Origin of the sequence: Streptomyces sp. NPDC001292 (genome assembly GCF_042896465.1) — a bacterium.
Taxonomy (GTDB): domain Bacteria; phylum Actinomycetota; class Actinomycetes; order Streptomycetales; family Streptomycetaceae; genus Streptomyces.
The window spans coordinates 227,250-249,218 of record NZ_JBIAXG010000002.1 but is presented as its reverse complement, the minus strand read 5'-3'; the positions used below and the strand labels follow the sequence as shown (position 1 = coordinate 249,218).

The 21,969-nt window shown below is 69.9% G+C and carries 25 protein-coding genes and 3 pseudogenes; 14 read left to right on the top strand and 14 right to left on the bottom strand.

Going from position 1 to position 21,969, the window contains the following annotated elements; all coding sequences use genetic code 11:
- Positions 1–3: 3 nt before the first annotated feature.
- The 4 genes from ACFY4A_RS03900 to ACFY4A_RS03885 form a co-directional block, all read right to left on the bottom strand.
- Positions 4–162 carry a hypothetical protein gene (locus ACFY4A_RS03900; protein WP_172633073.1) on the bottom strand — a complete coding sequence of 53 codons (159 nt, stop codon included), beginning with the start codon at positions 160–162 and terminating at the stop codon, positions 4–6.
- Positions 163–245: 83 nt separating this feature from the next.
- The gene (locus ACFY4A_RS03895) at positions 246–1,259 is read right to left on the bottom strand and encodes an NAD(P)/FAD-dependent oxidoreductase (protein ID WP_141363630.1); all 1,014 of its coding nucleotides are present in this window, start codon (positions 1,257–1,259) and stop codon (positions 246–248) included.
- Positions 1,256–1,786 (bottom strand): isoprenylcysteine carboxyl methyltransferase family protein, encoded by a 531-nt coding sequence (locus ACFY4A_RS03890; protein ID WP_376505978.1) that lies wholly within the window; start codon positions 1,784–1,786, stop codon positions 1,256–1,258. The genes ACFY4A_RS03895 and ACFY4A_RS03890 overlap by 4 nt, the downstream gene beginning before the upstream one ends.
- Before the next feature lie 34 nt (positions 1,787–1,820).
- A complete protein-coding gene (locus ACFY4A_RS03885) occupies positions 1,821–2,879 on the bottom strand; it encodes a type III polyketide synthase (protein ID WP_384440473.1) in 1,059 nt (352 codons plus the stop codon).
- A gap of 149 nt (positions 2,880–3,028) precedes the next feature.
- On the opposite strand from ACFY4A_RS03885, the gene ACFY4A_RS03880 reads away from it, so the two are divergent.
- Complete coding sequence (locus ACFY4A_RS03880; protein WP_376408446.1) at positions 3,029–3,898, top strand: UbiA family prenyltransferase; 870 nt, start codon at positions 3,029–3,031, stop codon at positions 3,896–3,898.
- Between the two features lie 303 nt (positions 3,899–4,201).
- On the opposite strand, the pseudogene ACFY4A_RS03875 reads toward ACFY4A_RS03880, so the two are convergent.
- The 4 genes and pseudogenes from ACFY4A_RS03875 to ACFY4A_RS03860 all read right to left on the bottom strand — a co-directional run.
- A pseudogene (locus ACFY4A_RS03875) lies at positions 4,202–4,342 on the bottom strand (IS1380 family transposase); the annotation flags it as partial.
- A gap of 389 nt (positions 4,343–4,731) precedes the next feature.
- Positions 4,732–5,112, bottom strand: a complete 381-nt coding sequence (locus tag ACFY4A_RS03870) for a hypothetical protein (protein WP_376408449.1) — start codon at positions 5,110–5,112, stop codon at positions 4,732–4,734.
- Positions 5,112–5,606, bottom strand: coding sequence for a hypothetical protein (locus ACFY4A_RS03865; protein WP_390827812.1), 495 nt, complete (start codon positions 5,604–5,606; stop codon positions 5,112–5,114). The genes ACFY4A_RS03870 and ACFY4A_RS03865 overlap by 1 nt, the downstream gene beginning before the upstream one ends.
- A 171-nt stretch (positions 5,607–5,777) precedes the next feature.
- Entirely contained in the window at positions 5,778–6,353 is a 576-nt protein-coding gene (locus ACFY4A_RS03860) for an RNA polymerase sigma factor (RefSeq protein WP_384440481.1), read from the bottom strand.
- 155 nt (positions 6,354–6,508) lie between these two features.
- On the opposite strand from ACFY4A_RS03860, the gene ACFY4A_RS03855 reads away from it, so the two are divergent.
- From ACFY4A_RS03855 to ACFY4A_RS03830, 6 genes are all read left to right on the top strand, one after another.
- A complete protein-coding gene (locus ACFY4A_RS03855) occupies positions 6,509–6,991 on the top strand; it encodes an Asp23/Gls24 family envelope stress response protein (protein WP_376549552.1) in 483 nt (160 codons plus the stop codon).
- A gap of 77 nt (positions 6,992–7,068) precedes the next feature.
- Positions 7,069–7,236, top strand: a complete 168-nt coding sequence (locus ACFY4A_RS03850; protein ID WP_199836531.1) for a hypothetical protein — start codon at positions 7,069–7,071, stop codon at positions 7,234–7,236.
- Positions 7,233–7,646: an Asp23/Gls24 family envelope stress response protein gene (locus ACFY4A_RS03845; RefSeq protein ID WP_384440484.1), complete on the top strand. Its 414-nt coding sequence runs from the start codon at positions 7,233–7,235 to the stop codon at positions 7,644–7,646. Before ACFY4A_RS03850 ends, ACFY4A_RS03845 begins: the two co-directional genes overlap by 4 nt.
- A 118-nt stretch (positions 7,647–7,764) precedes the next feature.
- Positions 7,765–8,406 carry a DUF6286 domain-containing protein gene (locus tag ACFY4A_RS03840; RefSeq protein WP_390827811.1) on the top strand — a complete coding sequence of 214 codons (642 nt, stop codon included), beginning with the start codon at positions 7,765–7,767 and terminating at the stop codon, positions 8,404–8,406.
- A 28-nt stretch (positions 8,407–8,434) separates the two neighbouring features.
- Positions 8,435–9,043, top strand: coding sequence for an alkaline shock response membrane anchor protein AmaP (locus tag ACFY4A_RS03835; protein WP_390827810.1), 609 nt, complete (start codon positions 8,435–8,437; stop codon positions 9,041–9,043).
- Positions 9,044–9,130: 87 nt separating this feature from the next.
- A complete protein-coding gene (locus ACFY4A_RS03830) occupies positions 9,131–9,286 on the top strand; it encodes a DUF6131 family protein (RefSeq protein WP_365429353.1) in 156 nt (51 codons plus the stop codon).
- 408 nt (positions 9,287–9,694) lie between these two features.
- Here ACFY4A_RS03830 and ACFY4A_RS03825 read toward each other — a convergent pair.
- A pseudogene (locus tag ACFY4A_RS03825) lies at positions 9,695–9,844 on the bottom strand (IS5/IS1182 family transposase); the annotation flags it as partial.
- Positions 9,845–9,905: 61 nt separating this feature from the next.
- Between ACFY4A_RS03825 and ACFY4A_RS03820 the strand changes: the two are divergent.
- Together ACFY4A_RS03820 and ACFY4A_RS03815 are read left to right on the top strand one after the other, a co-directional pair.
- Entirely contained in the window at positions 9,906–10,340 is a 435-nt protein-coding gene (locus tag ACFY4A_RS03820; RefSeq protein WP_384440492.1) for a Ku protein, read from the top strand.
- Complete coding sequence (locus ACFY4A_RS03815; protein WP_382621628.1) at positions 10,297–10,833, top strand: hypothetical protein; 537 nt, start codon at positions 10,297–10,299, stop codon at positions 10,831–10,833. The genes ACFY4A_RS03820 and ACFY4A_RS03815 overlap by 44 nt, the downstream gene beginning before the upstream one ends.
- Here ACFY4A_RS03815 and ACFY4A_RS03810 read toward each other — a convergent pair.
- Complete coding sequence (locus ACFY4A_RS03810; RefSeq protein WP_376608838.1) at positions 10,755–11,822, bottom strand: fatty acid desaturase family protein; 1,068 nt, start codon at positions 11,820–11,822, stop codon at positions 10,755–10,757. The two genes, ACFY4A_RS03815 and ACFY4A_RS03810, sit on opposite strands and share 79 nt — an antisense overlap.
- Before the next feature lie 70 nt (positions 11,823–11,892).
- The gene (locus ACFY4A_RS03805) at positions 11,893–13,011 is read right to left on the bottom strand and encodes a ferredoxin reductase (protein ID WP_384440495.1); all 1,119 of its coding nucleotides are present in this window, start codon (positions 13,009–13,011) and stop codon (positions 11,893–11,895) included.
- A 376-nt stretch (positions 13,012–13,387) separates the two neighbouring features.
- On the opposite strand from ACFY4A_RS03805, the gene ACFY4A_RS03800 reads away from it, so the two are divergent.
- The 4 genes from ACFY4A_RS03800 (at position 13,388) to ACFY4A_RS03785 (ending at position 16,513) form a co-directional block, all read left to right on the top strand.
- Entirely contained in the window at positions 13,388–13,519 is a 132-nt protein-coding gene (locus tag ACFY4A_RS03800) for a hypothetical protein (protein WP_365775692.1), read from the top strand.
- A gap of 252 nt (positions 13,520–13,771) precedes the next feature.
- On the top strand, positions 13,772–14,254 hold the full coding sequence (locus tag ACFY4A_RS03795) for an ATP-binding protein (protein WP_390730028.1): 483 nt from the start codon (positions 13,772–13,774) through the stop codon (positions 14,252–14,254).
- Between the two features lie 325 nt (positions 14,255–14,579).
- Entirely contained in the window at positions 14,580–15,455 is an 876-nt protein-coding gene (locus tag ACFY4A_RS03790; RefSeq protein ID WP_383059970.1) for a patatin-like phospholipase family protein, read from the top strand.
- An 11-nt stretch (positions 15,456–15,466) separates the two neighbouring features.
- Positions 15,467–16,513 (top strand): hypothetical protein, encoded by a 1,047-nt coding sequence (locus ACFY4A_RS03785; RefSeq protein ID WP_390730029.1) that lies wholly within the window; start codon positions 15,467–15,469, stop codon positions 16,511–16,513.
- 475 nt (positions 16,514–16,988) lie between these two features.
- Here ACFY4A_RS03785 and ACFY4A_RS03780 read toward each other — a convergent pair whose 3' ends face one another.
- The 3 genes and pseudogenes from ACFY4A_RS03780 to ACFY4A_RS03770 form a co-directional block, all read right to left on the bottom strand.
- Positions 16,989–17,465: a hypothetical protein gene (locus ACFY4A_RS03780; protein ID WP_365424833.1), complete on the bottom strand. Its 477-nt coding sequence runs from the start codon at positions 17,463–17,465 to the stop codon at positions 16,989–16,991.
- A gap of 58 nt (positions 17,466–17,523) precedes the next feature.
- Positions 17,524–18,159 (bottom strand): annotated as a pseudogene (locus ACFY4A_RS03775) (IS701 family transposase); the annotation flags it as partial.
- A 1,193-nt stretch (positions 18,160–19,352) separates the two neighbouring features.
- Positions 19,353–20,873: a recombinase family protein gene (locus ACFY4A_RS03770; RefSeq protein WP_384439453.1), complete on the bottom strand. Its 1,521-nt coding sequence runs from the start codon at positions 20,871–20,873 to the stop codon at positions 19,353–19,355.
- A 130-nt stretch (positions 20,874–21,003) separates the two neighbouring features.
- Here ACFY4A_RS03770 and ACFY4A_RS03765 point away from each other — a divergent pair, with 130 nt between their 5' ends.
- Positions 21,004–21,357 carry a hypothetical protein gene (locus tag ACFY4A_RS03765; protein WP_390729993.1) on the top strand — a complete coding sequence of 118 codons (354 nt, stop codon included), beginning with the start codon at positions 21,004–21,006 and terminating at the stop codon, positions 21,355–21,357.
- The last annotated feature ends 612 nt before the right edge of the window (positions 21,358–21,969 follow it).

Below are 21,969 nucleotides of genomic sequence, written 5' to 3'. Positions count from 1 at the left end.
GTGTCACTCGGCCATCAGGTTCGAGGACCAGAAGTCGAACTTGCCGCTGGCGGAGACGCACGCCGTGCCGCTGCCCCACCACATCTCGTCCCGGGCAGCGAAGGTGGCGTTCACCAGCTTCACCAGCGCGGAGAGAACCAGCTCAGGAGACTCGGCGCCCACCTCGCCCCCAGACCAACCTCCGCTGGCGCGGAAAGCACGTACGGTTGGCTTCGTTCGCTTTCGGGGTAAATAAGGCCGGGCCACTACTGCAGTGCGTGGACCGCGGCTGAGAACACCGAAGGCATCCGGGACGCTGCCGGCACGATGAGGCGGGCGGTGCTGGGACGGCCGCCTGCGGCCAGCAGGGCCCTGGTGAGCAGCCGGTGGCGCCGAGTCAGCCGCACCCAGGCACGCTCATACTCGTCCGGTCGCCCGGCGGCCAGGCAGCGGACGGCGGCCCCGGCCGTGGCCAGTGCGAGGGCGATGCCCTCGCCGGTGAGGGCATCCAGGTAGCCTGCGGCGTCGCCGACGAGCAGGACACGGCCGGCGGTTCTGCGCCGCACCCGCTGCCGCAGTGGTCCGGCTCCGCGTACCTCCGTCGCGACCGAGCCGCGCAGCGACGCGGTGAGGGTCGGGAAGCCGGCCAGGTGCTCGTCGTAGCCGCGACGGTTGCGGCTGAGGACCGCGACGCCCACCAGGTCGTCGTCGACCGGTGTCACATAGGCCTCGCCGTGCCGGGCCCAGTGGACCTCCACGAAGTCCGTCCACGGCTCGGCGCGGTAGTGCCGGCGAAGTCCGTAGCGGCCATGGGGGCGGCCCGGCAGTTCCAGCCCCAGGCTGCGGCGCACCGGGGAGTGCAGGCCGTCGGCGGCGATCAGCCAACGGGCCGTGGTTCCAGCGGCGGTGACCGTGTCTGCGCTCTGGTGTACCTCGCCGACCTTGCCCGGCAGCATGCGCACGCCGAGGCTGAGCGCGCGCTGGTGCAGTGCGGAGTGCAGCGTTGTACGGCGGATTCCCCGCCCACTCCGGCCGCGGAATGACGCTTCGGCGCGGGTGGTGCCCTCCACGTAGCGGATGCCGCGCAGTTCGCGGCCGGTGATCTCGACGCCCAGTGTTCGCAGCGCGGCGACACCGCCGGGCATGACTCCTTCTCCACAGGCCTTGTCCACGGGCGCGGTCCGGGGTTCAACGACGACGGCCTCCAGGCCGGCGAGCGCTGCGTGGATGGCCGCGGCCAGTCCGGCGGGTCCGCCGCCAGCCACCAGTACGTCGATCATGCCGACGCCGGCGTGGTCGCGGCGGCGAGCGCCCGGTTCTCGCAGCGGATGCGCACGGTGAGCAGGGCGGCGTTGAGTACCGTGAACGCGGCCGCGGTGACCCCGGCGGTGTGTACCAGAGGAAGCGCCACGCCCTCGGCGACGACGGCCACGTAGTTCGGATGCCGCAGCCACCGCCACCGGTAGGGGCCGCTCGTCACCAGCGGCAGGCCGGGTACGACGATCACCCGGGTGTTCCAACGGGGTCCCAGGGTGTGGATGCACCACCACCGCAGTGCCTGGGCGCCCGCCAGCACGGCCAGCATCGGCCAGGCCAGGGCGGGTACGAAGGGCCGGTCGGCCAGCCATGCCTCGGCCGGGCAGGCGATCAGGAGGCCGGTGTGAAGGGCGACCATCGCCGGGTAGTGGCCCTGCCCTGTCAGCGTCGCGCCGCGGGCGGTGCTCCACCGTTCGTTGCGGCGGGCGACGACGAGTTCGGCGACGCGCTCGGCGGCGACGGCGGCCACCAGCAGTCCGTACCAGATCATGTGTCCTGAGTCCTGTTTCCTTCTTCTGTCCGAACTACCAGCGCAGCAGGACTAGTTCGCAGGCGAAGCCGGGTCCCATCGCCAGCAGCACACCCGGGGTGCCCGGCGGCGGGCGGCGCTCGGCCAGGGTGTCGCGCAGCACGTGGAGCACCGACGACGAGGACAGGTTGCCTACGTCGGCCAGGTGACGCCAGGTCACATCGAGTGCTTCGTCGGGCAGGTCGAGGGCCTCGGTGACGGCCTGAAGGACCTTGGGCCCGCCCGGGTGGCAGACCCAGGCAGTCACGTCCTTCGGCTTCAGGCCGTGGTCACTGAGGAATCCCTCGACCCCATCGGGGAGGTAGCGGCGTACGAGGTCGGGGACCTTCGGGTCGAGGACGACCTGGAAGCCGGAGCTCCTGATGTCCCAGCCCATGACGCGCCCGGTGTCCGGATACAGGTGGCTGCGGGTGTCCACGATCGTCGGGCCGACGGTCGCGTCCGGGCGGCCCGCGCCGCAGGCGACGACCGCGGCGGCGCCGTCGCCGAACAACCCGGTGGCGACCAGGTTGGCCACGGAGGCGTCGTTGCGCTGGAAGGTGAGCGAGCACAGTTCGACCGACAGCAGTACTGCCACGTGGTCGGGCCGGCCCAGCAGGTAGTCGTGCATACGGGCCAGGCCTGCAGCGCCACCGACGCAGCCCAGGCCGAAGAGGGGCAGTCTTGTGACGTCCGGCCGCAGTCCGAGGCGGCCGGCAAGCCGTGCATCGATCGAGGGAACGGCGATGCCGGTGACGGAGGTGAAGATCAGCAGATCGACGTCGGCTGCGGACAGACCAGCCATCTGCAGTACGGCTCTCACTGCCTTGGCGCCCAGACCGGTGGCGGCGGCGATGAAGACGTCGTTGGCGGCGCCGAATCCGTCCAGTTCCTCGTACCGTTCCAGCGGCAGCGTCATGTGGCGCGAGCGGACCTTCGCACTGCGGTGCAGCCGGTCCAGGACCCGGCGGTCGGTGCCCTCGGGCAGGCAGGTGCGGGCCACCATGTCGGTGATCTCGGACTGGGTGCGACGGTGCGGTGCGAGGGCACCGTGAACGGCGGCGATCCGCGTCATGAGGTTCCCGTCCGGCTGTCGACTGGGGTGAGTTGCTCTGCACGTGTTCCCCGAACCCGGGCTCCGGCACCATGGATCGCCCGTCCGGCCGTTCGTCCCGGGGCGCGTGCTCCACGCATGTCGGGGCCGGGACTCCTACGATCGGCCGGGTGGGCACTCCTGAGCAGTCGACGGCCGGCGGTGTGGCCGCGATGTGGGCCGGCCGGTTGGGTGGCCTGGCCGGGTCGTGCCACCCCGGGCCTGTAGTGGCGGTCACCGCGTTGATGGCAGCCCTGGCCGTGACCGCCGGCCAGGGCGCCGCACGTTGTGTCCTGGCCACCGCCGCCGTTCTGAGCGGGCAGTTGTCCGTCGGCTGGTGCAACGACGCGTTCGACGCGCGCCGGGACATCGCCGCCGGCCGCCGTGGCAAACCCGTCGTCGACGGCGCGGTGGGCGCGACGCAGGTGTGGGTGGCCGCGTATGCCGCGCTGGCGCTGTGCGTGCCGTTGTCGTTCGCATGTGGCCTGTGGGCGGGCGTCGTTCACCTGGCTGGAGTGGCGGCGGCGTGGGCGTACAACCTGTGGCTCAAGGCGACAGCTTGGTCCTGGGCACCGTACGCGGTGGGTTTCGCCGCGCTCCCGGCGTTCGTGGCGCTGGGGCTCCCAGGGCAGCCCTGGCCGGCCTGGTGGGTTGTCACCGCCGGGGCGCTACTGGGGGTCGGTGCCCATCTGGGCGACGTGCTGCCGGACATCCGCGGGGATCTGGCGACGGGCGTACGGGGATTTCCGCACCGGCTGGGCCCGGACGGCGCGCGGCTGCTGCTGCCGGTACCGCTGGCGACCGCGTCCGCGGTTCTGACGCTGGGGCCCGCCGGACCACCCGGCAGATGGGGAGTGGTGGCACTCGTGGTGGCCGGCCTGGTCGCGGTGGCGGGGACGGTGCTGGGACGCCGCTGGGAGCGAGCGGCGTTCGCGGCAGCGGTCGCAGTGGCGGTGGTGGACGTGACGTTGCTGCTGGTACGCGGCATCGGGATCGCCTGACCGTTCGGCCTCGCCGACCGGCTCACACCGTACAAAACCCGCGCGCGGAAGCGGGAGTTCCCCAATCTCTGCCGCGGTTGCCGTCAGCTCGCGAGTGCTGTCCCCCGTCGTGACCACGTCGCGGTGACTTCGTTGACTTCTAGCCTCAAACTTTCGTGACGGTCTGCCAACGGAGTCGGCGGGCCATTCCGCTTTATGTGGCTGATGTTGGGGATGCCGGGGCCCGAGTGTCGCGTCGGGTGGGCGCCGGGTTCCACTTCTCAGGGTCGGGTGGTCCTGTCGTTGGGACGGGAAATCAGCTGGTCATCTTGGGTTCGGGAGTTGGGCGAGCCGGTCGAGGGCGGCCGTGATGCAGACGGTCCATGGCCAGCAGCCGGCAAGGTGGAGCACCCGACGGCGGCCGGTGGTGACGAGCTGTCCGGCCGCGGTGCACAGGCGGAACCTGGTCTCGATGAGCCACAACCAAGGAATCCGCTGGACCGCGCACGCAATCAGATTGACGTCATCGAGGAGCTGCGCCGCACAGCAGCGGCTGCCGTCTTCTCCCTTTGCAAACATCCGACGCGCAGTGAGCCGCCCTACAGCCGACATGCCTCGTGCTCAGATCGTGCCCATCGGTCGCTCTCGCCGTCGTGATCCTGTACATCGAGGACCATGTCCGGCAAATCCCGTTGGCCTACGCGGGCAGCCGGTATGCCCTTGCGCCTCTCGGTGGCCTGCAGCGAGGCAACTTCCCGGCTGCGGCCCGTAGGAGACCCACCTGTCAATAACGCCCGTCGTTTTAGATCTAGACGCAGCAGTCTGGCCTCGTCGCCGGCCGTCGCGTGCGGCGCTCAGACCGTGTGGTCCCGGGCGGCGATGCGGGTGACCGTGACTGTGACCGTCACGGTGACCGCTACCGGGGCGTCGTGTGCGGCGAGGTAGGAGAGGACAGCGGCCCGTACCTGGTCGTGGACATCTCGGGCGGTGTCCACCACTCTGTGGCCTTCAGTCAGGACGCAGCGCACCTCGATGTGCCATCCCGAGCCGTCGGGCATCCGGTCGATGCGGACACCTGCCTCGGGGGCATGTTGAGCTGTTGTCTCCGGCCATGTGGGCGAGGCCGCTGCCGCGAGGCGGTGGGCGAGGCGGGGTTGCAGGCCGGCCACGCCGGGAACCGCGAGGGCCGCTGCGGCCGCGACGCTGAGGGGAGGCGGCGTTCCGGTGGCAGCCATCAGGCACCACCGCCTGCGGTCTGACCGGAGCCCGCAGGACCGAGGGGCAAGGGCGGCTCCAGTACGTCGACCACGATGATGTCGACGGCCGTCACGTCCATCCCCAGGGCGTGTCCGGCGGCATCGACGATCGCCTCGCGTACTTGATCGACCCTGTCGGGCAGCGGGCGGTCGAGGACGGCGGCCAGGGTCATGGTCACCTGCACGCCGGTGGCGCCTGCGGGCGCGAGCCGGCAGGACACGGCCCTCGCCCCGGGGACCGTGTCCGCGGCATGCCGCAGCACTTTCGCCGCGGCGCTCTCGGCGATCAGCAGATCCAGCATCGTGTCGGCCAGTGGCAGCAGCCGCCCCAGCCGGACCTCGGCCCTGACGATGCTCATGACGCGGTCGGTCAGCGCCTGCAGGCCGGGAGGGCCCTTGGCACGCAGCGCCCGCGTGGCCGCGTTCAGCCTGGCCAGCCCCTCGACGGCCTCGCGGCACTGGGGACATGACATGGTGTGCGGATCCGCAGTCGGCGTCGTCCTGCGCCTGTTCCCAGACCTGGCTGAGCAGGCGGCCGCAGGTCAGTACCTCGTCACCGGCGAGCGGAGCCGCGTCATCGATGGCCGGGTGATCGGGAGGCCCGTCGTCTCCGGGCGGTTCGGAAGGCCGCGCGTGCGGGTCGTCTAGCGCCATGGGGCCATCGCCTCCTTCAGGGACCGGCGTGCCCTGAACAGTCTGCCGCGCACCGTCTGCTCACTGGTCTGTGTCACGACGGCGATCTCCTTGTAGGGCAGACCCTGCAGCTCCCGCAGGATCCAGCAGACACGCTGTCCGGCGTCCAGCTCGCCGAGCGCGCACGTCAAAGCGGCCGTTTCTGCGTCCTCCTCTGCGGCTCGGGCGGGCGAACTCCACTCGCCGCCCGTCGCGGGCTCGGCGACGGCGTCCAATGGAAGGGGTAGCGGTCGGCGGCGTCGCGAGTTCAGGCAACGGTTGACGGTGATGCGGTACATCCAGGTGGAGAACTCCGCATCGTGACGGTATTCCGGCAGCCGCCGCCAGGCGCTGACGAAGGCGTCCTGAACGGCCTCCTCGGCGTCCTGGGCGTTACCGAGCATGCAGCAGGCCAGACCGAGCAGAGGCCGGCTGTGCCGCCGGACGAGAACAGCGAAGGCGTCCTCGTCCCCCTCGGCAGCCCACACAGCCAGCAGTCGATCCGGCAGGTCGCCTCCCAGAGGTGAAGAACCGGTCCGTTCGATCATGCCGCTCCTGCTCATGGTTCAGGACAATCGCATACCCACCCCCTTACATGTGATGCACATCACATCGAACGCTCGTGAGAAGTCTGCCGCCCCGCATGTCCAACCTTTCGACGGGCACCACGCCGGTGTCCGACCGACCGATCGAGGCGACCGCCATGACGGACAACATCACCAGCGTCGGGGCGGACCGCCGACCCGATGCGGGCGTGAGCGCGCTGAAGGGCCGTACCGGAGCCGGAGCTCCGGCCGAGACCCGGGGGAAGACCACCATCGCGGACGGCGTAGTGGCCAAGATCGCGGGCATGGCCGCCCGCGAGGTACCGGGCATCCACAACCTCGGGGCGGGCATGGCCCGCGCCTTCGGCGCCATGCGGGAACGCGTCCCCGGCGGAGGCGGCAGCGTCACACAAGGGGTGAAGGTCGAGGTCGGCGAGCGGCAGGCCGCCGTGGACCTGGACGTCGTCGTCGAGTACGGCGTCTCCATCGTCGACGTCGCCGGCGACGTGCGCACCAACGTGATCAGCGCTGTGGAGCGGATGACGGGACTGGAGGTCGTCGAGGTGAACATCGTCGTCGACGACGTCCACCTTCCCGACGAGGAGGAAGAGTCCGAAACGGACGAGGGCCGCGTGAGGTGATCCGCCGTGACCACCGCCGCGTCCCGGCGTAAGCGGCTGATCACGCGGATGACGCTCGCGAGACGGGTGAGTGCATCATGAACACAGCGACCACGGGCCTCGCGGCGGGGATGGCCCTGGGCTTCGCCGGTTACTTCGGCGGCTTCTGGGCATTTCTGCTGGTTCTGGTCCTGGGGGCGGCGGGGCTGATCGTCGGACTCGTCGCCCAGGGCGACCTCGACCTCCGTGCACGGAGGCGGCGGTGAGGACCCGGCCCGGCGCCCCACCTCCCGGCGAAGGATCCGGCCCATCGGCGCGGGCCGCCGGCCTGCCGCCTCCGGCCGAGCGGGGCGCCACCGTCATCCCGGACAGGGTGGTCGCCCGTATCGCCACCCAAGCCGCACGCACGGCCCAGTCCCGTCGCGCCGCCCTCCCGCCCGGCCCGAGCGGACCGGCGGCACCCAGCGCCTCCGCCGCAGTCCGGAGCGGATCGGTGCGCCTGCACCTGACCATGGAGCTGCCCTATCCCACCGACATCCCCCATGTCTGCGAGCGGATCCAGCAGGACGTCGCCGAACGGGTGGTTCAGCTGACCGGCTTGCGGGTGGGAGAGGTCACCCTCACCGTCCGACGGCTGGTGGCCACCTCCGGCGCGAACCGGGGGCGGGTCCTGTGACCAGCCACCCGGCCCGCACCACCGGGCCCACCACGCAGGAAGGAGGACCGGAATGACACCCGATCCGGACCCTCCCGCCCGCGACTCCGCGCCATCCCCGCGCCGTGCAGCGGTCCCGATGACGAAAGAGCCCCAGGAGCCGAGGGAGCCCACAGAGCCCGGTCCGCCCGAACACCACACGCCTTCGCCGAACCTGACTGCCGGCGAGCGCGACAGAGGGCACCGGACCCACCGTCCGTGGTCGGCGCGCCGCATTCCGGCCGCGCTGGTCGCCTCGGTGACCCTCGTGGCGGCGGTCGGAGCGCTGGTCGACGTCGTCGCCGTACGGGCGGGACGCCCCGCGGCAGCCTGGCGACGGCACCTGACCGACGCACTGGCCACCCGCCCCGTGGACGATGTGTGGATGCTCACGGGAGCCGCCGTGGCCGCCGCCGTCGGCATCTGGCTGATCGTCCTGGCCCTCACCCCTGGCCTACGCCACTGGCTGCCCCTGCGCTCCCCCGCGCCCGGGCTGCGCGCCTCCCTGGACCGCGATGGCACCGCCGCTCTGCTGCGCGACGCTGCCATGCGAGTACCCGGGGTCAGCAAGGCCCGCATCCGGGTGCGCCGCCACCGCGTCAAAGCCCGCGCCGACGTCCGCTTCCGCGACCCTCAACAGGTGAAGGACGACCTCACCGCGGTCCTCGACGAGGAGCGCGACCGGCTCGCCCTCGCCCGCCCTCCCCGCATCGTCGTACGGGTGCGGCAACGCACCAACTGACCGGAGAACCCAGACCCGGAGCCACACCATGACGCCGCGACCCGTACTCAACCGCAGTCTGCTGGCCCTTGCCGGACTGGTCCTGCTCGGCGGCGGCCTGCTGATCCTCTTCGCCGGGTTCGGCGTCTACCGGCGACACGATCTGGTCCCGCCCGTCGGCTGGCCCCTGACCACCCCGGACGACGTCCTGCTCGGCTCCGCCGACCGGGCTCGCTGGAGCAGCCAGGGCTGGTGGTGGTGGCCCGCCGTCATCGCCGCCCTCGCCCTCGTCGCCCTGCTCGCCCTGGGGTGGCTGCTCGCCGAACTGCGCCGACGCCACCCCGGAGCGCTGTCCGTCGGCGGCACACCCCCGCAGGAAGGCGTCGAACTGCGCGACCGAGCGCTCAGCGACGCGATCGCCGCCGAAGCCGGTGCCCTGCCGGGGGTTGAGCATGCGGCCGTACGCATCACTGGCCGGCCTGCCGATCCGCGCACCCGCGTCAGGCTCACCCTCACCCCTCAGAGGGCACCCGGCGCCGCCCTCGATGCCCTCTGCGAAGGCCCGCTCCGAACCGCCCACCGGTCCACTGGCATCCCTGACATACCCACGGAGGTCCGCCTACAGGTCGCCCGCCACAAACCACACCGCGCAGAGTAAGGAGGAGACGGACCATTCCCGTGTCCACGCCCTTGCGGTCTTTCGCAGTTCACAGCGGAAGCGGCACTGCCCCCCAAGGAAGAAATCATGATCATCCTGGGCATCATTCTGCTCGTCGTCGGCTTCGTCACCGGGATAGCCATCCTGTGGACCATCGGGATCATCCTGGCGGTCGTCGGAGCCATCCTGTGGGTCCTCGGCGCGATGGGGCACGCCGTCGCAGGACGACGCCACTACTGGTGAACCCCGTCCACGGCGGTCCGGGCTGGACCCTGTCCTGGTCCAACGCCGGACACCCACCACTACTCCCCCGCACCTCCGACGCGCGCGCCACCCCTCACGGAACGCGACGTCCTCCAGCACCAAGGCTTCTGACGTTCCACCGCACCGAGCACCGGCTCGAAAGCCCCTCCGCTCGCCCCTGCTGCTCTATACCGGCGGGCTCATCGAGCGTCCCGACCACAGCATCGACGCCGCCATCACGACACCAAAGCAGGGTCTCAACTCCGGCGTTGTGCAAGGCGCCCCCAGACTGCGCAGCGTGTGTTCTGACGGACCAGGACCCGGGGCAAGGCGTGCAGAGGAGCCAGGATCCGGTCTCCGGCCACGAGCGGTTCCGATTCGGACGGGCCACAGAGCCAGCCCACTCACGGCGGGTGGCCGCGCGGATATCCGCCCCAGCACGGGGACGAACTGCGGGCTGTCCGCGGCCTGTCCCGCGGTCAACACGAACGCCAGCGGGCGGCACTTCCGGTCGGCGGCCAGGTGGACCTTGCTGGTCTGCCCGCCCCGCGGCCGGCCTTCCTCGTGCCGGGCCGGGCGGCGTCCTAGGCTGATACTGCTCGGGGGCTGGAGGTGTGTCATGCCCGCGAGCGTGTGGAATGGTGCCATCTCGGTCGGGCTGGTCAGCGTCCCGATCGCCGTCCTGGGCGCAACCGAGGATCACAGCGTTCGCTTCCGCCGGATCCACACCGTCGACAACGGCCTGGTGCGCAACCGCTACTGGTGCGAGATCGAGGACCGTGAAGTCTCGTACGGGGAGATCGGCCAGGGCTACGAGATGGCCGGCGGCCGCATCATCCCGCTCACCGACGAAGAACTGCGGCAGCTGCCGCTGCCCACGGCACGCGCGATCGAGCTGGTCGGCTTCCTCCCGACCGCCGACATCGACCCCCTTCGGATCGGCCCCGGCTACTACCTCCAGCCAAAGGGCAGCATCGCCGCGAAGCCGTACGTGCTGCTGCGCCGGGCACTTGAGCGCAGCAGCAAGGTCGCGGTACGCGTGGCACGGCCGTGAACGACTCGGCCTGCTACGGGTCCGCGGGGACGTGATCGCGCTGCACACGCTGCTGTGGCCAGACGAGATCCGTGACCCTGCCCAGGTAACCCCCGGCCCCGTTCATCTGGAACCGGGCGAGATCGACGAGGCCATGACCCTGGTTGAGGTCATGTCCCGCGACAATGTCGACGGCCCGGAGTTCACCGACCACTACACCCAGGCCCTGCGCGAGGTCGTCGAAGCCAAGCAGGAACACCGCCGGCTGCCACAGGCTCCGCATCCGGCAGCCCAGCCGGGCCAGCTGGTCGACCTCATGGCCGCGCTGCAGCAATCCGTCGACAAGGCCCGGACCGCACGCGGCCACAACAGCGCGGACGTCTCCAGCCCGCCGACAACCCCTGCCCAGGTGACCGGCTGCCCTGGTGTCGTGATCTATGAGCCCGGCAGTGCCATGCGCCAGATGCGCGCCCAGACGGAGGCGTACTGCCGTACCAGCCGCCCCGTCGTGTAGGGGACGCCGTGCTTCTCGCACAGTGCGCGCACCCGTGGGGCGATCCTGGCGTAGCGGTTGCTGGGCAGGTCGGGGAAGAGGTGGTGCTCGATCTGGTGGCTGAGGTTGCCGGTGAGGATGTGAAAGACCGGGCTGCCCTCGATGTTGGCGGAGCCGAGGGCCTGGCGCAGGTACCACTCGCCGCGGGTCTCGCCCTCGATCTCGTCCGCGGTGAAGGACTCCGCGCCGTCGGGGAAGTGGCCGCAGAGGATGACGGTGTGCGCCCAGATGCTGCGGGCCGTGTTGGCCGTGAGGTTGCCGAGCAGACAGGGCAGTGCTGAGGGGCCGGCCAGCAGCGGGAACAGCAGGTAGTCCTTGCCGGCCTGCCGGGCGGCCTTGCGGAGCATGTCCGTCAGGTCGCCGAGGAAGACGCGCAGCGGTTTGCGGCCGTCGAGGACGGCGTCGTGCTCCAGGTCGTACAGCGCGATGGTCCACTCGAAGACCGGGGCGATCGCGGCAGCGTAGAGGGGCTGGGCCAGGTGGGCGGGGTGCCAGGGCTGGTCCGCGCTCATTCGGAGGATGGTGTAGCCGAGGTCGCGGTCGCGGCCGACGACGTTGGTCCAGGTGTGATGGAGGTCGTTGTGGGTGTGCTTCCACGCCGCGGACGGGGTGGGAAAGTCCCATTCCCAGGTGGTGGAGTGGATGGCCGGGTCGCGCATCCAGTCCCACTGGCCGTGCAGGATGTTGTGGCCCAGCTCCATGTTCTCCAGCACCTTGGCGACGGTCAGCATCGCCGTGCCGGCCAGCCAGGCCGGCGGCAGCAGGGAGACCGCGAGCGCGGCACGCCCGCCCGCCTCCAGGCCGCGCTGCACGGCGATGAGGGTGCGGATGTAGCGGACGTCCTCGGCCCCGCGTTCGGCGAGGACCTCGCGGCGGAGGGCGTCCAGCTCGCGGCCGAAGGATTCCACGTCGACGAGGGCCTCGGGGGCGCTGGATCGGACGGCGTACAGGGGCATGGGATCGCCTCTCACTCTCTCGGTACGGTGGCTGTGTGAACGGGCCGCGCAGATCTCGCGGGTCTCACAGGTCGAGGGCAACGGCGCCCGCGGCGGCCGACACGCAGGTCTGGACGAGTTCGCCGGGCTCGCCGGAGACCTCGCCGGTACGCAGGTCACGGACCCGCCCCGCCACGAGGGGGCTCACGCAGCTGAAGCAGATGCCCATACGGCAGCCGCTCGGCATGAGGACTCCGGCGGCCTCGCCGATGTCGAGCAGCGGCGTGTTCGGACCCGCGTCCGTCTCGACGTCGCTGCGGAGGAAGCGCACCCGGCCGGGCGCCCCCGTGCGGGCCGGGGGAAGCAGCGCCAAAGGGCGGAAGCGTTCGAGGCGCAGCCGGTGCCCGCTGCCTTCGCGCTGCCAGTGCTGCTGGAAGGACTCGAGCATCGCATCGGGGCCGCACATCCAGGTGTCCCGCTCGCGCCAGTCGGGGCACAGTGCGGACAGTCGGCCCACCGTGAGGTGCCCGGCAGGGCGGGTGCGGTGCTCGTACAACCGGAACCACGGGAGCCCGGCGTGCAGTGCGCGCAGCTCCGCCCCGAAGACGGTGCGTTCGGCGTCCGGCGCACTGTGCACCATCACCACGTCCACGTCCGCCGTGTCGTGACCCCCGGACCGGGCGAGGGCGCGCAGCATGCTCATCACCGGCGTGACGCCGATGCCGGCGGTAAGCATCAGCACCTTCCCGGGCAGCGCCCCGGCCGGCAGGACGAACTCCCCTTGGACCGGGCCGAGCCGCAGCACGGTGCCAGGGCGCACGCGGCGTGCCAGGTGCGTCGAGACCCGGCCGCCCGGAAGCGCCTTCACGGTGATGGCGAACGGCTCTCCGGGCCGCCGCCCGGGGGCAGAGGAGATCGTGTACGTACGCCAGGTGAGCACCCCGTCGATCTCGGCCCCGACCGGCACGTACTGCCCCGGCCGGTGTCCGGACCAGCCGCGCCCCGGCCGGATCACCAGGGTCGTGGCCTCCGGGGTCTCCTGCAGCATGGCCTGCACCCGCCCGGCCGGCCACCTGGCCGACAGGAGGGGGTCGAGCAGCGCCAGATAGTCATCGGGCAGGAGTGGAGTGGTCAGCCGGCCCGCGGCCTGGTGCGCGAGCCGCCCCGCTTGATCGCGCAAGGTGGAGAGAACGGGCAACGCCATGCTCTGGATTCCTTCGTTCGCCCCGGTCGCGGGGTTCGATCGTCGGCGGTCCAGCCCGGTGAGATTCGGACACCACAGTGAGGCGTTGCTGTCCCGTCCGGGATCAATCGTGCGCCAGTCGTACGCACTCCGCGAACCGGGCGGGCGCGTTGGCAGGATCACCCGATGGGCCTAACAGACGCGGTGCTGTGCGCGGGCGGCCCGGTGGTGTCGCTGCCGGAGTTGTCGCTCGAGGCGGTGCACCGGCGTGGGAGTCGCACAACGGGCCAGGAGGTCGCCGGTGTCGAGTATTGCCGCTGGAGCCGCTCGCCGGGAGGCTGGACCGGGTCCGGGCAGCTCGGCGGTCTGCTGGTCGTTGAGCCGTTCGGCAATGTCCTTGCCTGCCCGACAGGTCGCCAGCGCCCGGGCTGCGGCCGGGAAGTGGCACACCAGTCGCCCCATCAGCGGCGACGACATCGCTGGGGCGCTCAAGGAGCAGCCCGGCGGCAACTGCGTCACCGCCCTGTAGGACCGTCGCCGTGGTCGCCTACATCGAGGTGTAGCGACAAGGCGGGCGGGCCCGTGCACTCGCCACTGTCGTTAGGCGCCCAACCCGAGTACGGCCGCACGTATAGCGGGTATGCGAATAATGCCCGCTTTTATAGTCATGGCCGCGGGTAGGCCACCGTGAATGGGAGGCATTGACCTGAATCCCCCTGGCCGCCGGGTCTCTTTACGCGGTTCAGGCGGTCCGACAGGCACGCCGGTCGTGGGAGGCGTCATGAGGTGGTCCAGCCGAGCGACGACGGCCGAGCCGCAGGTGCTACCTCTGGGCCCGTGCCGCCGCGCCTTCAGCGTGCCGACGGAGCCGGCATCGGTTCATCAGGCACGCGTCTGCACGCAGGCGGCGCTCGCGGAGTGGGAAGTGGCGCCAGGTTCCGCTCTGGTCGACGCGGTGCTGCTGGTCGTCAGCGAGTTGGTCACGAACGTGGTGAGGCACACAGGTGATCGCTCTCCCAGCGCACAAGTCGTCATTACGGTGGGTGCCGATTACCTGGTGGTGGGTGTCGCGGACCGTGACCCACACATTCCACCCACAACGCGCGCGGACGAGGGCGAGGGGCTACGCACGGTTGTCGACCTCGCCAAGCTGTACGGAGGCGGAGTGACCGTTGCTCCGGTTCAACACGGAGGCAAGATCATCTTCGTCCACTTCCGGTGCCCCGAAGCCCTTGCCTCCCACAATGCATCGCTCCAGCTGTGATCTTGACCTGCGGCTCCCCATTTCCGCCTGTGTCCCGCTGCCGGACCTTGCCTGAAAGCCGCACAGTCCGGTGGTCCACGTAATCGGGAGGGGCTGGGCGATCGGGCGGGCTGCAGGAACCGTCCCGCCCTCGCTCCGCCCGCAATCGGGCGAGCTGCTCAGGAGGAGCGGGCCGCGGCGGTGGGTCCCGACTTGTGGGACCGCCGCGGCCCGGTAGCCATCGGCGCTCGCGTAGAACGCGGAGTCGGCGCGCAGGACCAGCAGGCCGTGGTCGGTGACGGGTCCCTTGCTGGTTGGCGGCGCCGTGTCGGGGCACCCTTCGGCCATGGAGGACAGCCGGCCCACCCGCCCGCCGACCCGTGCCTTCGTGCTGGGCGGCGGCGGTGCACTCGGCGCCTACGAGGTTGGCATGCTCAAGGCGCTCTTCGCCGCCGCCGTGCACCCGGACCTCGTCGTCGGCACCTCGGTTGGCGCGATCAACGGCGCCGCCGTCGCGGCCGACCCGTCGCGGGCGTCGGTAACCCAGCTCGCTGACCTGTGGACCGGCCTTGGGCGTGCCGGCGTATTCTCCGGGTCGCTGCTCGGGCGGCTGAGCACCGCCGTGCGCAGTGGCACTCACCTGTACCACCCCACGCCGCTGCGAGAATTGCTCTCCTCCCACCTTCCGGTGACTGATATCGAGGGTTTGGCCCTGCCGTTCCAGTGCGTCGCGGCGAACATCGAACGGGCCGCCGAGCACTGGTTCGCCGCCGGGCCGCTGGTGGACGCGGTACTCGCCTCGTGCGCAGTGCCCGGGCTGCTGCCGCCCGTCCGGCTCGACGGCGAGCACTTCGTCGACGGCGGCTTGGTCAACAGCATCCCCGTCGGCCGCGCAGTGGCCCTGGGCGCGACCGAGGTCTACGTCCTGCAGGTCGGCCGTGTCGAGCGAGCCCTTTCCCCGCCGCGGGCTCCCTGGCAGGTGGCGCTGGTGGCGTTCGAGATCGCTCGCAGACACCGGTTCGCCCGCGACATGGCGGACCTGCCGCCCGGCGTTACGGTCCGCGTGCTGCCTTCGGGCTCGGGCCCCGAGGAGGGAACAGCCACTCTGCGGCAGCTGCGGTACCGCAGCTTCGGCCGGACTGCCGAGCGCATCGAGCGCGCCTACGCGGCCACCTCCCGGTACCTCGAGACCGCTCTCAGCGCACCCGACGGCGCGCCGTGACCGATGCGGGTGTGCCCCGAATACGCCCGGCGCGGCTGACCGGTGCGGTGGTCACCGGGCTGCGCCGCACGACCACCACCGCGCTGCTGGTCGTCCTCATCCCCATGGTGGCCGCGCTCCTCGTCGCCTCGGGCGTGCTCTGCGCGCCGGTCTCGCTCGCCACGCGCGGCCCCTGGAGGCCGGTTCGGATCACCGGCTTCGCCCTGGTGTACCTCCTGGTGGATTTGGCCGGGCTGGTGGCCGCCACCGGCCTGTGGGCGCGGCGACTGCCCGACAGGCGGGACCGCCAGGAGCGGCGCGCCGCCGATGCATTCGCCGTGCTGGAGAGGCTGCTGCGGCTGCTACGACATGCGGGCGAGCGGGTCTTCCGGCTCCGGGTGGAGGTGACGCCCCCGCCGCCAAGCGGGACCGGAAAGGCGGCGGCGCCGGTCCTGATCTTCGCACGGCACGCCGGGGTCGGCGACTCCTTCCTGCTGCTTCAGACATTGCTCAGCCAGGTCGGACTGCGCCCCCACACGGTCCTAAAGCGGACACTACGCACCGATCCCGCTCTCGACGTCCTCATCGGGCGGGTCCCCCACTGCTTCCTTCCACCCTTCGGCGGCCAGGCCGAGGACGCGATCAGGGGCCTGGCGGCCGGGCTGGGCCCGGGTGACGCCCTCGTGATTTTTCCGGAGGGCGGCAACTTCACGCCGCGCCGCCGCCGACGCGCGATCGCCTCGCTGCGGCGCCGGGGGTTGCCGCGCCGGGCGTCCCGCGCGGAACAAATGCACCATGTCCTGCCGCCGCAGGACGCCGGTGCCCTCGCCGCGATCGCCGCCGCGCCCACGGCCGACGTGGTCTTCGTCGCCCACACCGGCCTCGACGTCGTCCACTCGGCGCGCACCGCTTGGAGCCGGCTGCCGCTACGCGACAGCGTGCGAGTGTACTGGTGGCGCATACCCCCAAGCCGCGTCCCGCCGGGCGACGATGCCCGCAGCGAGTGGCTGCTCGCCCAGTGGGCCCGCGTCGACCACTGGATCGCCGATCACGCCACCCCGGACGCGACGCACGCGTGAGGTCCAGACCCGCACTCCCCCAGCCCCGGAATCCACCAACTCCCGCCCACGCAGGCGTCATCCACCCCACCCGGTGAAACGACAACAATCTTCACCAACCAGACGACACCATCAACACCAACCACCCACCACAACCCGCCCCGCAGCAGTGAAAACAGATGACGCCCATCAGCGACCATCAAATCGAGGCCGTGAGCGCCATTGTGCGCGGCTTCGATATCCCGCCGGTACTACAGCCGGAGATCTTGAGGGTCGGTGATCGGCGGGATAGGCCGGTGGCGCTCCCAGGGCCGCAGGCGGGGCGGTAGCGGGTCGCCGCGGCGTCGGTAGTGGCTGACCATGGCACGGCTCTGGTGCAGGCGGCGCCATAACTCGCAGGTCAGGACAGTCTCGACGGGGTGGCGGGGGTTGAGGTGGGTGGCGGCCAGGCAGTGCCGGATGGCGTGGACGGAGGGCCGCAGGAGCGGGCCGGGGATCAGCCGGTGGCCCCGCTCTCGCCGGTGCTCTGGTCTTTTCCCAGGTCAGGAGCTTGTTCCAGCTCGGGGTCCTGGTCGGGTTCGGGGAAGGCGGCGCGTTGGACGGCAAGGAACGCGGTGGCCAGCATGCAGGCGGTGACGTGGCGGTGCCAGGGGGTCCACTTGCGGACCTGGTACTGGGCCAGGCCGACGAGCTGCTTGTTGATCTCGTTGTCCTCCTCGATCTGCCAGCGGCCGCCGGCCCGGGCGATGATCTCCGAGATGGCAGTGTCGGCGGGGGCGTGGACGAGGAAGTAGGCGATCTCGCGGTGGAGTTGGCCGTCCTTGCCGCGCCGGTTGGGGTGAAGGGACCGTCGCAGCACCAGCCAGTGTGTGAAGGTGTCGGCCGGGTCCTCGTCCTTCACGGTCACGGCGAAGGCCGTCCAGTCGTAGAGGCGGGTTGCCCTTGGCTCCGTCGCCGCAGTGGAGCAGGTCATCGGCGCGCTTCACGGCTGGGTGGCGGGGTTTGCCGGGCGGGCCGTCGAGGGGCAGGTTTACCGGGACGCCGAGTACATAGGGCACCACTCGTTGGTGACACCAGGCCCGCAGCTGCGGGTCGCGGCCGTAGCCGGCGTCGGCCAGCACCCAGGCGAACGGAACGCGGGCCGCCCGGGCCTGTTCGAGCATGGCGATGGCCAGCTCGGGCTAGGTCGCGAAGGCGACCTCGTCGGGGACGCCCGCCTGGCGGCACCGCTCCCGGTCGGCGGTCCACTCTTCGGGCAGATACAGGCGGCGGTCGATAAAGGCGTGTCCGGCGGCGGTGGCGTAGGTGAGCATCACCATGGTCTGGCAGTTGCGGACATCGCCGGTCAGTCCGCAGTGCTGGAAGGCCACCCCGACCGATTTCGTGCCCTTCTTCTGGGCCTGGGTGTCGTCGATGACCAGCGAGGCGTCCGCATCGCCCAGGTGCGAAGGCACGTAGTCACGCACCGCGTCGCGCAGCCGGTCCGCCTCCCACACCGAGCCGTTGAGCAGCCACTGCATCCGGTCCGCGGTGACATGCCCCGCCCGCTCCGACAGCGTCCAGCCGTTCTTCTTCGGCAGCTCCGCCAGCAGTCCCTCGATGAACTGCGCGAACACCACCCGCGGCTCCGGACGGTTGAACAAATACCCCAACGACCCGGTCAACACGGACAGTTCGGCATGCCACTCGGCTATCTGCTCAGCCGTCACACCCAGCATCATGCCCGGTCAACGACGCGCCACAGAACCCGTCACAAGATCTCCGGCTGTAGTACAAGGGGCGGTGCAACACACATGCTCCGCCGAGCACTCTCTCACAAGATTCGTAGTTCGGCTTGATGCGGAGAAAGCGAGAACACCACCGCTGGCGATGAAGGACTTTCGGAGGAGCTCAAGGCCAATGCCGCAGCCGAGCGGCAGCTTGCGACCACCGCCAGGTGGACCCCGCTGTACGAGACGTTGCCGCGGCTTCCTCCAGCGCCGAACACACCAGAAATTGATTGTCACACCTCGAGCAGGGGAAGCATTACATCCTCCTCTCCGCCCGGACGTTTCGATAGAATGCGCCAACTCTCTAAACAGCCAACTGGTAGGACGCAGCCGAGGCCCCGGATCGCAGAAGCTGGACCGTCGGTTGAGAGAGAGCCACCTCAATCCCTGATCGGGTCCGTGTGAAGTTCCGTTGCAGCCGGAGCCTGACGTCCAGGGGTCCGTCTACCCATCCGCCATCCCGTGTGATCTTGCGGAGCCAAAGGCACAAACCCCATGAAGTCAACTCCATGTAGATAGGGCCAACGGCGGGTGCAGATCGGAGGGTGAACAGGAACGCCGCTTGAGGAGCTTCCCTATGACGCTTGCGGACGATTGACTCGCGGCAGATCATTCCGAAGTGGCAGCCACAGAGGCACCCGTACCTTTCATTTCGCATCACCCCTCCGCCCTCATGACAGGAACATTGCTCACCCGCCCCGTCCAAGAGCTCCCGGCCGCCAAGCACGGAGCCAGTGTCTTTTATTCGTATCGCAACCTCATCCGCCAGGACAGTCCGTACGAGCCCACAGGATTCTGGAGACCCGTCAGACCGCTCCGTCGGGAGGGCTTCGGCGATCGCCTGGTCGACCAACCGGTCTCGCGACGTGATCGTCCACACCCCATCGGAAGCCGTGTGATCAACTCGCAACTCTGCCACTGCACTCTCACGCAGTTTCGCCTCGTCCATCCAGCCGCCTCACTCGCCTTGCCGCTTTTCCGCCGTGTTGAAAGCCTGGCAGCGATACTCGGCTTGCATAGGCCGGAGTTGCGCGGTAGTGGGCTTACGTGGGTGATCCGCCCGTCGGCGCATCACCCACGTGAGTCTTCCCCTACAGCGTGTCCGTCGAACTCTGCTCGGGGCCATGCAGGAAGCCGGGCACCCAGCGAACCGGTGCGATGGCCGGGAAGAGTGTTACCCGGACGCCGAAGTCGATCAGAATCTCCTTGCGGGCCTGCACGTCAGGAGCACCGAACCAGCGGTCGGCGACGGTCTCACCCGTCGGCCGCCGGACCATGCCGGGTGCCCGCTGGGGCTCAGCCTCGAGCGCAGCCAACTCACGACCCAACGCAGCGTACCGATCCCGGAACCAAGCGGCGTCGTCCGGCGAGTCGTAGAGCCCGGCCTCACGGTCGGCTCGAAGTCGTTCGCGGCTGGCTCGTGTCTCCGCTATCCGCTCGGGGATGCCGTTTCCCGGGTCGTACACCGTCTCGTAGATCAGGCCGTCTCCCAGCTCGCGGAGAAACCATTCCTCAACGTACGAGTCGAGGAGGTGAGCGTTGATGAGCGGTGCAGGACGACAGTGCTGGGCGTGCCGCCAACCCTTGTTCCGGGCTGTACAGGTATAGCGCGGAGGTGCATCCTGCGACGTCTGGGTGTACAAGCGCGTGTGGCACTGTCCGCACAGGGCGACGTACGTCAGCAGGTAGTCACGGTTCGAGTGACGCGTCCAAGGAACCTTCCGGTCGAGTACAGCTTTCTTGAGCGCCTCATGCGTCGCCCGGTCCCACAGTCCTTCGCAGAGCTTTACGGGGTTGCCGTCCCTCCCAAGCACCGGCTTGTTCCGGTGCATCAGGTAGCCGAGCGTGGCCTCCGACAGGAGGATGTTCTTCAGGCTCTGCGGGGACCATGGCCGACCCCCGGCCAACTTGCCGTACATCACGGCCAAATGATCTGCGGGCGACAGTTCCCCAGCACGGTTGAGGCGGGCAGCCTCACTACTGGTGGTGACATTGTCGGGATCGGCCACAATGCGACGCGCTACCTCGCGTATCACCTCGGAGGCATGCGGGTGCAGTTCGACGTGGTCGATCTTGCCTCCCATCACCTTCCGCACGTACTGGAAGCCATAGGACGGCTTGCCCTTGGGGCGGCCGGCCGCACGGGTCTTGATCGTCGCATCGCGGTTCCGGCGCTGGATCGCGCGGAGTTCCATCTGTGCGCCCCACGCTTCCATGGTGAAGCGATTCTCGTCAGCGGGGTCATCAAGATCCCAGGCGCCGTCATGCCCATACGTGACGAGCATCTTCTTCTCGTCCCGCATCTTGTATCCGGTGTTCAGGCAGTCGACGACGTTACGGCCGAGCCGGTCCACCGCGGCCGCCACCAAGCCGTCGTAAGGTCCACTCTCATCGCGGAGCCAGGGGCCGAGCTTCGGGCGTGTCATGGGGTCGGTGGCGCCCGAGACCTCCCAGTCGTCCGCCCAGCCGACAATGTGCGCGCCGACTGAGGCGGCGGCAGTGAGCACGTTCTCCCGCTGACGCTCGGGGGACGACGTCGCCAGCTTCACGCGCGACAGCCGCCTCACTCCGAGCAGACATTTGCCGCATCCGTCATAGGGGCGTTCGATCACACTTGGGTCCGTACCGCGCAAGTTTCTCTCCGTTCGCGCACGCATGGTACGGAGAATTGGCGGCACGGCCCCCGGCAGCGATCTTGGTCAGCCGAGGAAGCTCAGACGAACCTGACGGTTGTCTTTAGAGATGTTCGTGTCGGGAGACGACACGTCCGGGATCCGGGTGATGCAGGTCGTCGCTCCGGCGGGCGTCGACATCAGCGGTCTGGGCATCGAAGTGATGGTTGGCGCCGGTGAAGGACTGCCGTTCGAAGGCGTGCTGCGGCTCGCGTTCCCGCGCCCAGGCTTCACCCCGTGCACATGGCTGACCACTGTGTCCCGGGACGACCTGATAGAGCGGGCGGCCGTCCTGTCCTCCGCGAAGCTCAGCGAGATTGACGACGCCCTCCGACTCGCTGAACAAGCGCAGGAGCGGACCCCAGCGACAACCGCGAAGCTCAGCGAGATAAGGGACGCCCTCCGTCTCGGTGAACTCGGGTAGACGAGAAGGAGCCGACGCCCGCGACGGCGTGGCGATATCGGCCAGATGATCGACGCTGGCCACCTGCCGCCTCAGCGCCCCTCACCATCGAGATCACGATCTACGGCTGGAGTACTAGAGCCAATGCCGTGCCTCTGTTGGTGATCTTGGCGGGGTGGTGACGGCGGTCGCTGGTGGTTGGCTGGTCGGTGGCGGGGCGGCCTCGGTTTGGGGCGGTGAACGGTGTCGATGCGTCCGGCAATTTTCCAGCGGATTCCTCCGATGACGGTCCGCACGGCGTGGGCGGCGTGTCCGAGGGGGACGCCGGTGATGCTGATGCGGGACCGGCTGGATGTGGTGTCCGCGGGGTGTTCACGGACCCCAGTGCGAGAGACGCCGACGCAGTTGACGTCCAACGGGCTGCAGGTCAGTCACGGAGAAGCTGGCGATGAGGAGACAGCACAGCAGGTGCCCGCACCCCTATTCCACCAAAGGGGTGCGGGCCCCGAAGTTTGGAGCGTGTCCAGTTGTGCCGACCAGGACGGCTGGTACCGCTACGAGGTGGCGCAGTGATTCAACCTCCTCCGCTCACACCCAGACCCTGCCCTCATCAGCGAAGTACGGCCACGGCTC

Bases quoted from the DNA above. Each gene is read 5' to 3' on its own strand.
- ACFY4A_RS03895 (WP_141363630.1), bottom strand. From the start codon at position 1,259: ATGATCGACGTACTGGTGGCTGGCGGCGGACCCGCCGGACTGGCCGCG.
- ACFY4A_RS03890 (WP_376505978.1), bottom strand. From the start codon at position 1,786: ATGATCTGGTACGGACTGCTGGTGGCCGCCGTCGCCGCCGAGCGCGTC.
- ACFY4A_RS03885 (WP_384440473.1), bottom strand. From the start codon at position 2,879: ATGACGCGGATCGCCGCCGTTCACGGTGCCCTCGCACCGCACCGTCGC.
- ACFY4A_RS03870 (WP_376408449.1), bottom strand. From the start codon at position 5,112: ATGGCTGCCACCGGAACGCCGCCTCCCCTCAGCGTCGCGGCCGCAGCG.
- ACFY4A_RS03865 (WP_390827812.1), bottom strand. From the start codon at position 5,606: ATGTCATGTCCCCAGTGCCGCGAGGCCGTCGAGGGGCTGGCCAGGCTG.
- ACFY4A_RS03860 (WP_384440481.1), bottom strand. From the start codon at position 6,353: ATGATCGAACGGACCGGTTCTTCACCTCTGGGAGGCGACCTGCCGGAT.
- ACFY4A_RS03855 (WP_376549552.1), top strand. From the start codon at position 6,509: ATGACGGACAACATCACCAGCGTCGGGGCGGACCGCCGACCCGATGCG.
- ACFY4A_RS03850 (WP_199836531.1), top strand. From the start codon at position 7,069: ATGAACACAGCGACCACGGGCCTCGCGGCGGGGATGGCCCTGGGCTTC.
- ACFY4A_RS03840 (WP_390827811.1), top strand. From the start codon at position 7,765: ATGACGAAAGAGCCCCAGGAGCCGAGGGAGCCCACAGAGCCCGGTCCG.
- ACFY4A_RS03835 (WP_390827810.1), top strand. From the start codon at position 8,435: ATGACGCCGCGACCCGTACTCAACCGCAGTCTGCTGGCCCTTGCCGGA.
- ACFY4A_RS03830 (WP_365429353.1), top strand. From the start codon at position 9,131: ATGATCATCCTGGGCATCATTCTGCTCGTCGTCGGCTTCGTCACCGGG.
- ACFY4A_RS03820 (WP_384440492.1), top strand. From the start codon at position 9,906: ATGCCCGCGAGCGTGTGGAATGGTGCCATCTCGGTCGGGCTGGTCAGC.
- ACFY4A_RS03805 (WP_384440495.1), bottom strand. From the start codon at position 13,011: ATGGCGTTGCCCGTTCTCTCCACCTTGCGCGATCAAGCGGGGCGGCTC.
- ACFY4A_RS03795 (WP_390730028.1), top strand. From the start codon at position 13,772: ATGAGGTGGTCCAGCCGAGCGACGACGGCCGAGCCGCAGGTGCTACCT.
- ACFY4A_RS03790 (WP_383059970.1), top strand. From the start codon at position 14,580: ATGGAGGACAGCCGGCCCACCCGCCCGCCGACCCGTGCCTTCGTGCTG.
- ACFY4A_RS03780 (WP_365424833.1), bottom strand. From the start codon at position 17,465: ATGACCTGCTCCACTGCGGCGACGGAGCCAAGGGCAACCCGCCTCTAC.
- ACFY4A_RS03765 (WP_390729993.1), top strand. From the start codon at position 21,004: ATGTTCGTGTCGGGAGACGACACGTCCGGGATCCGGGTGATGCAGGTC.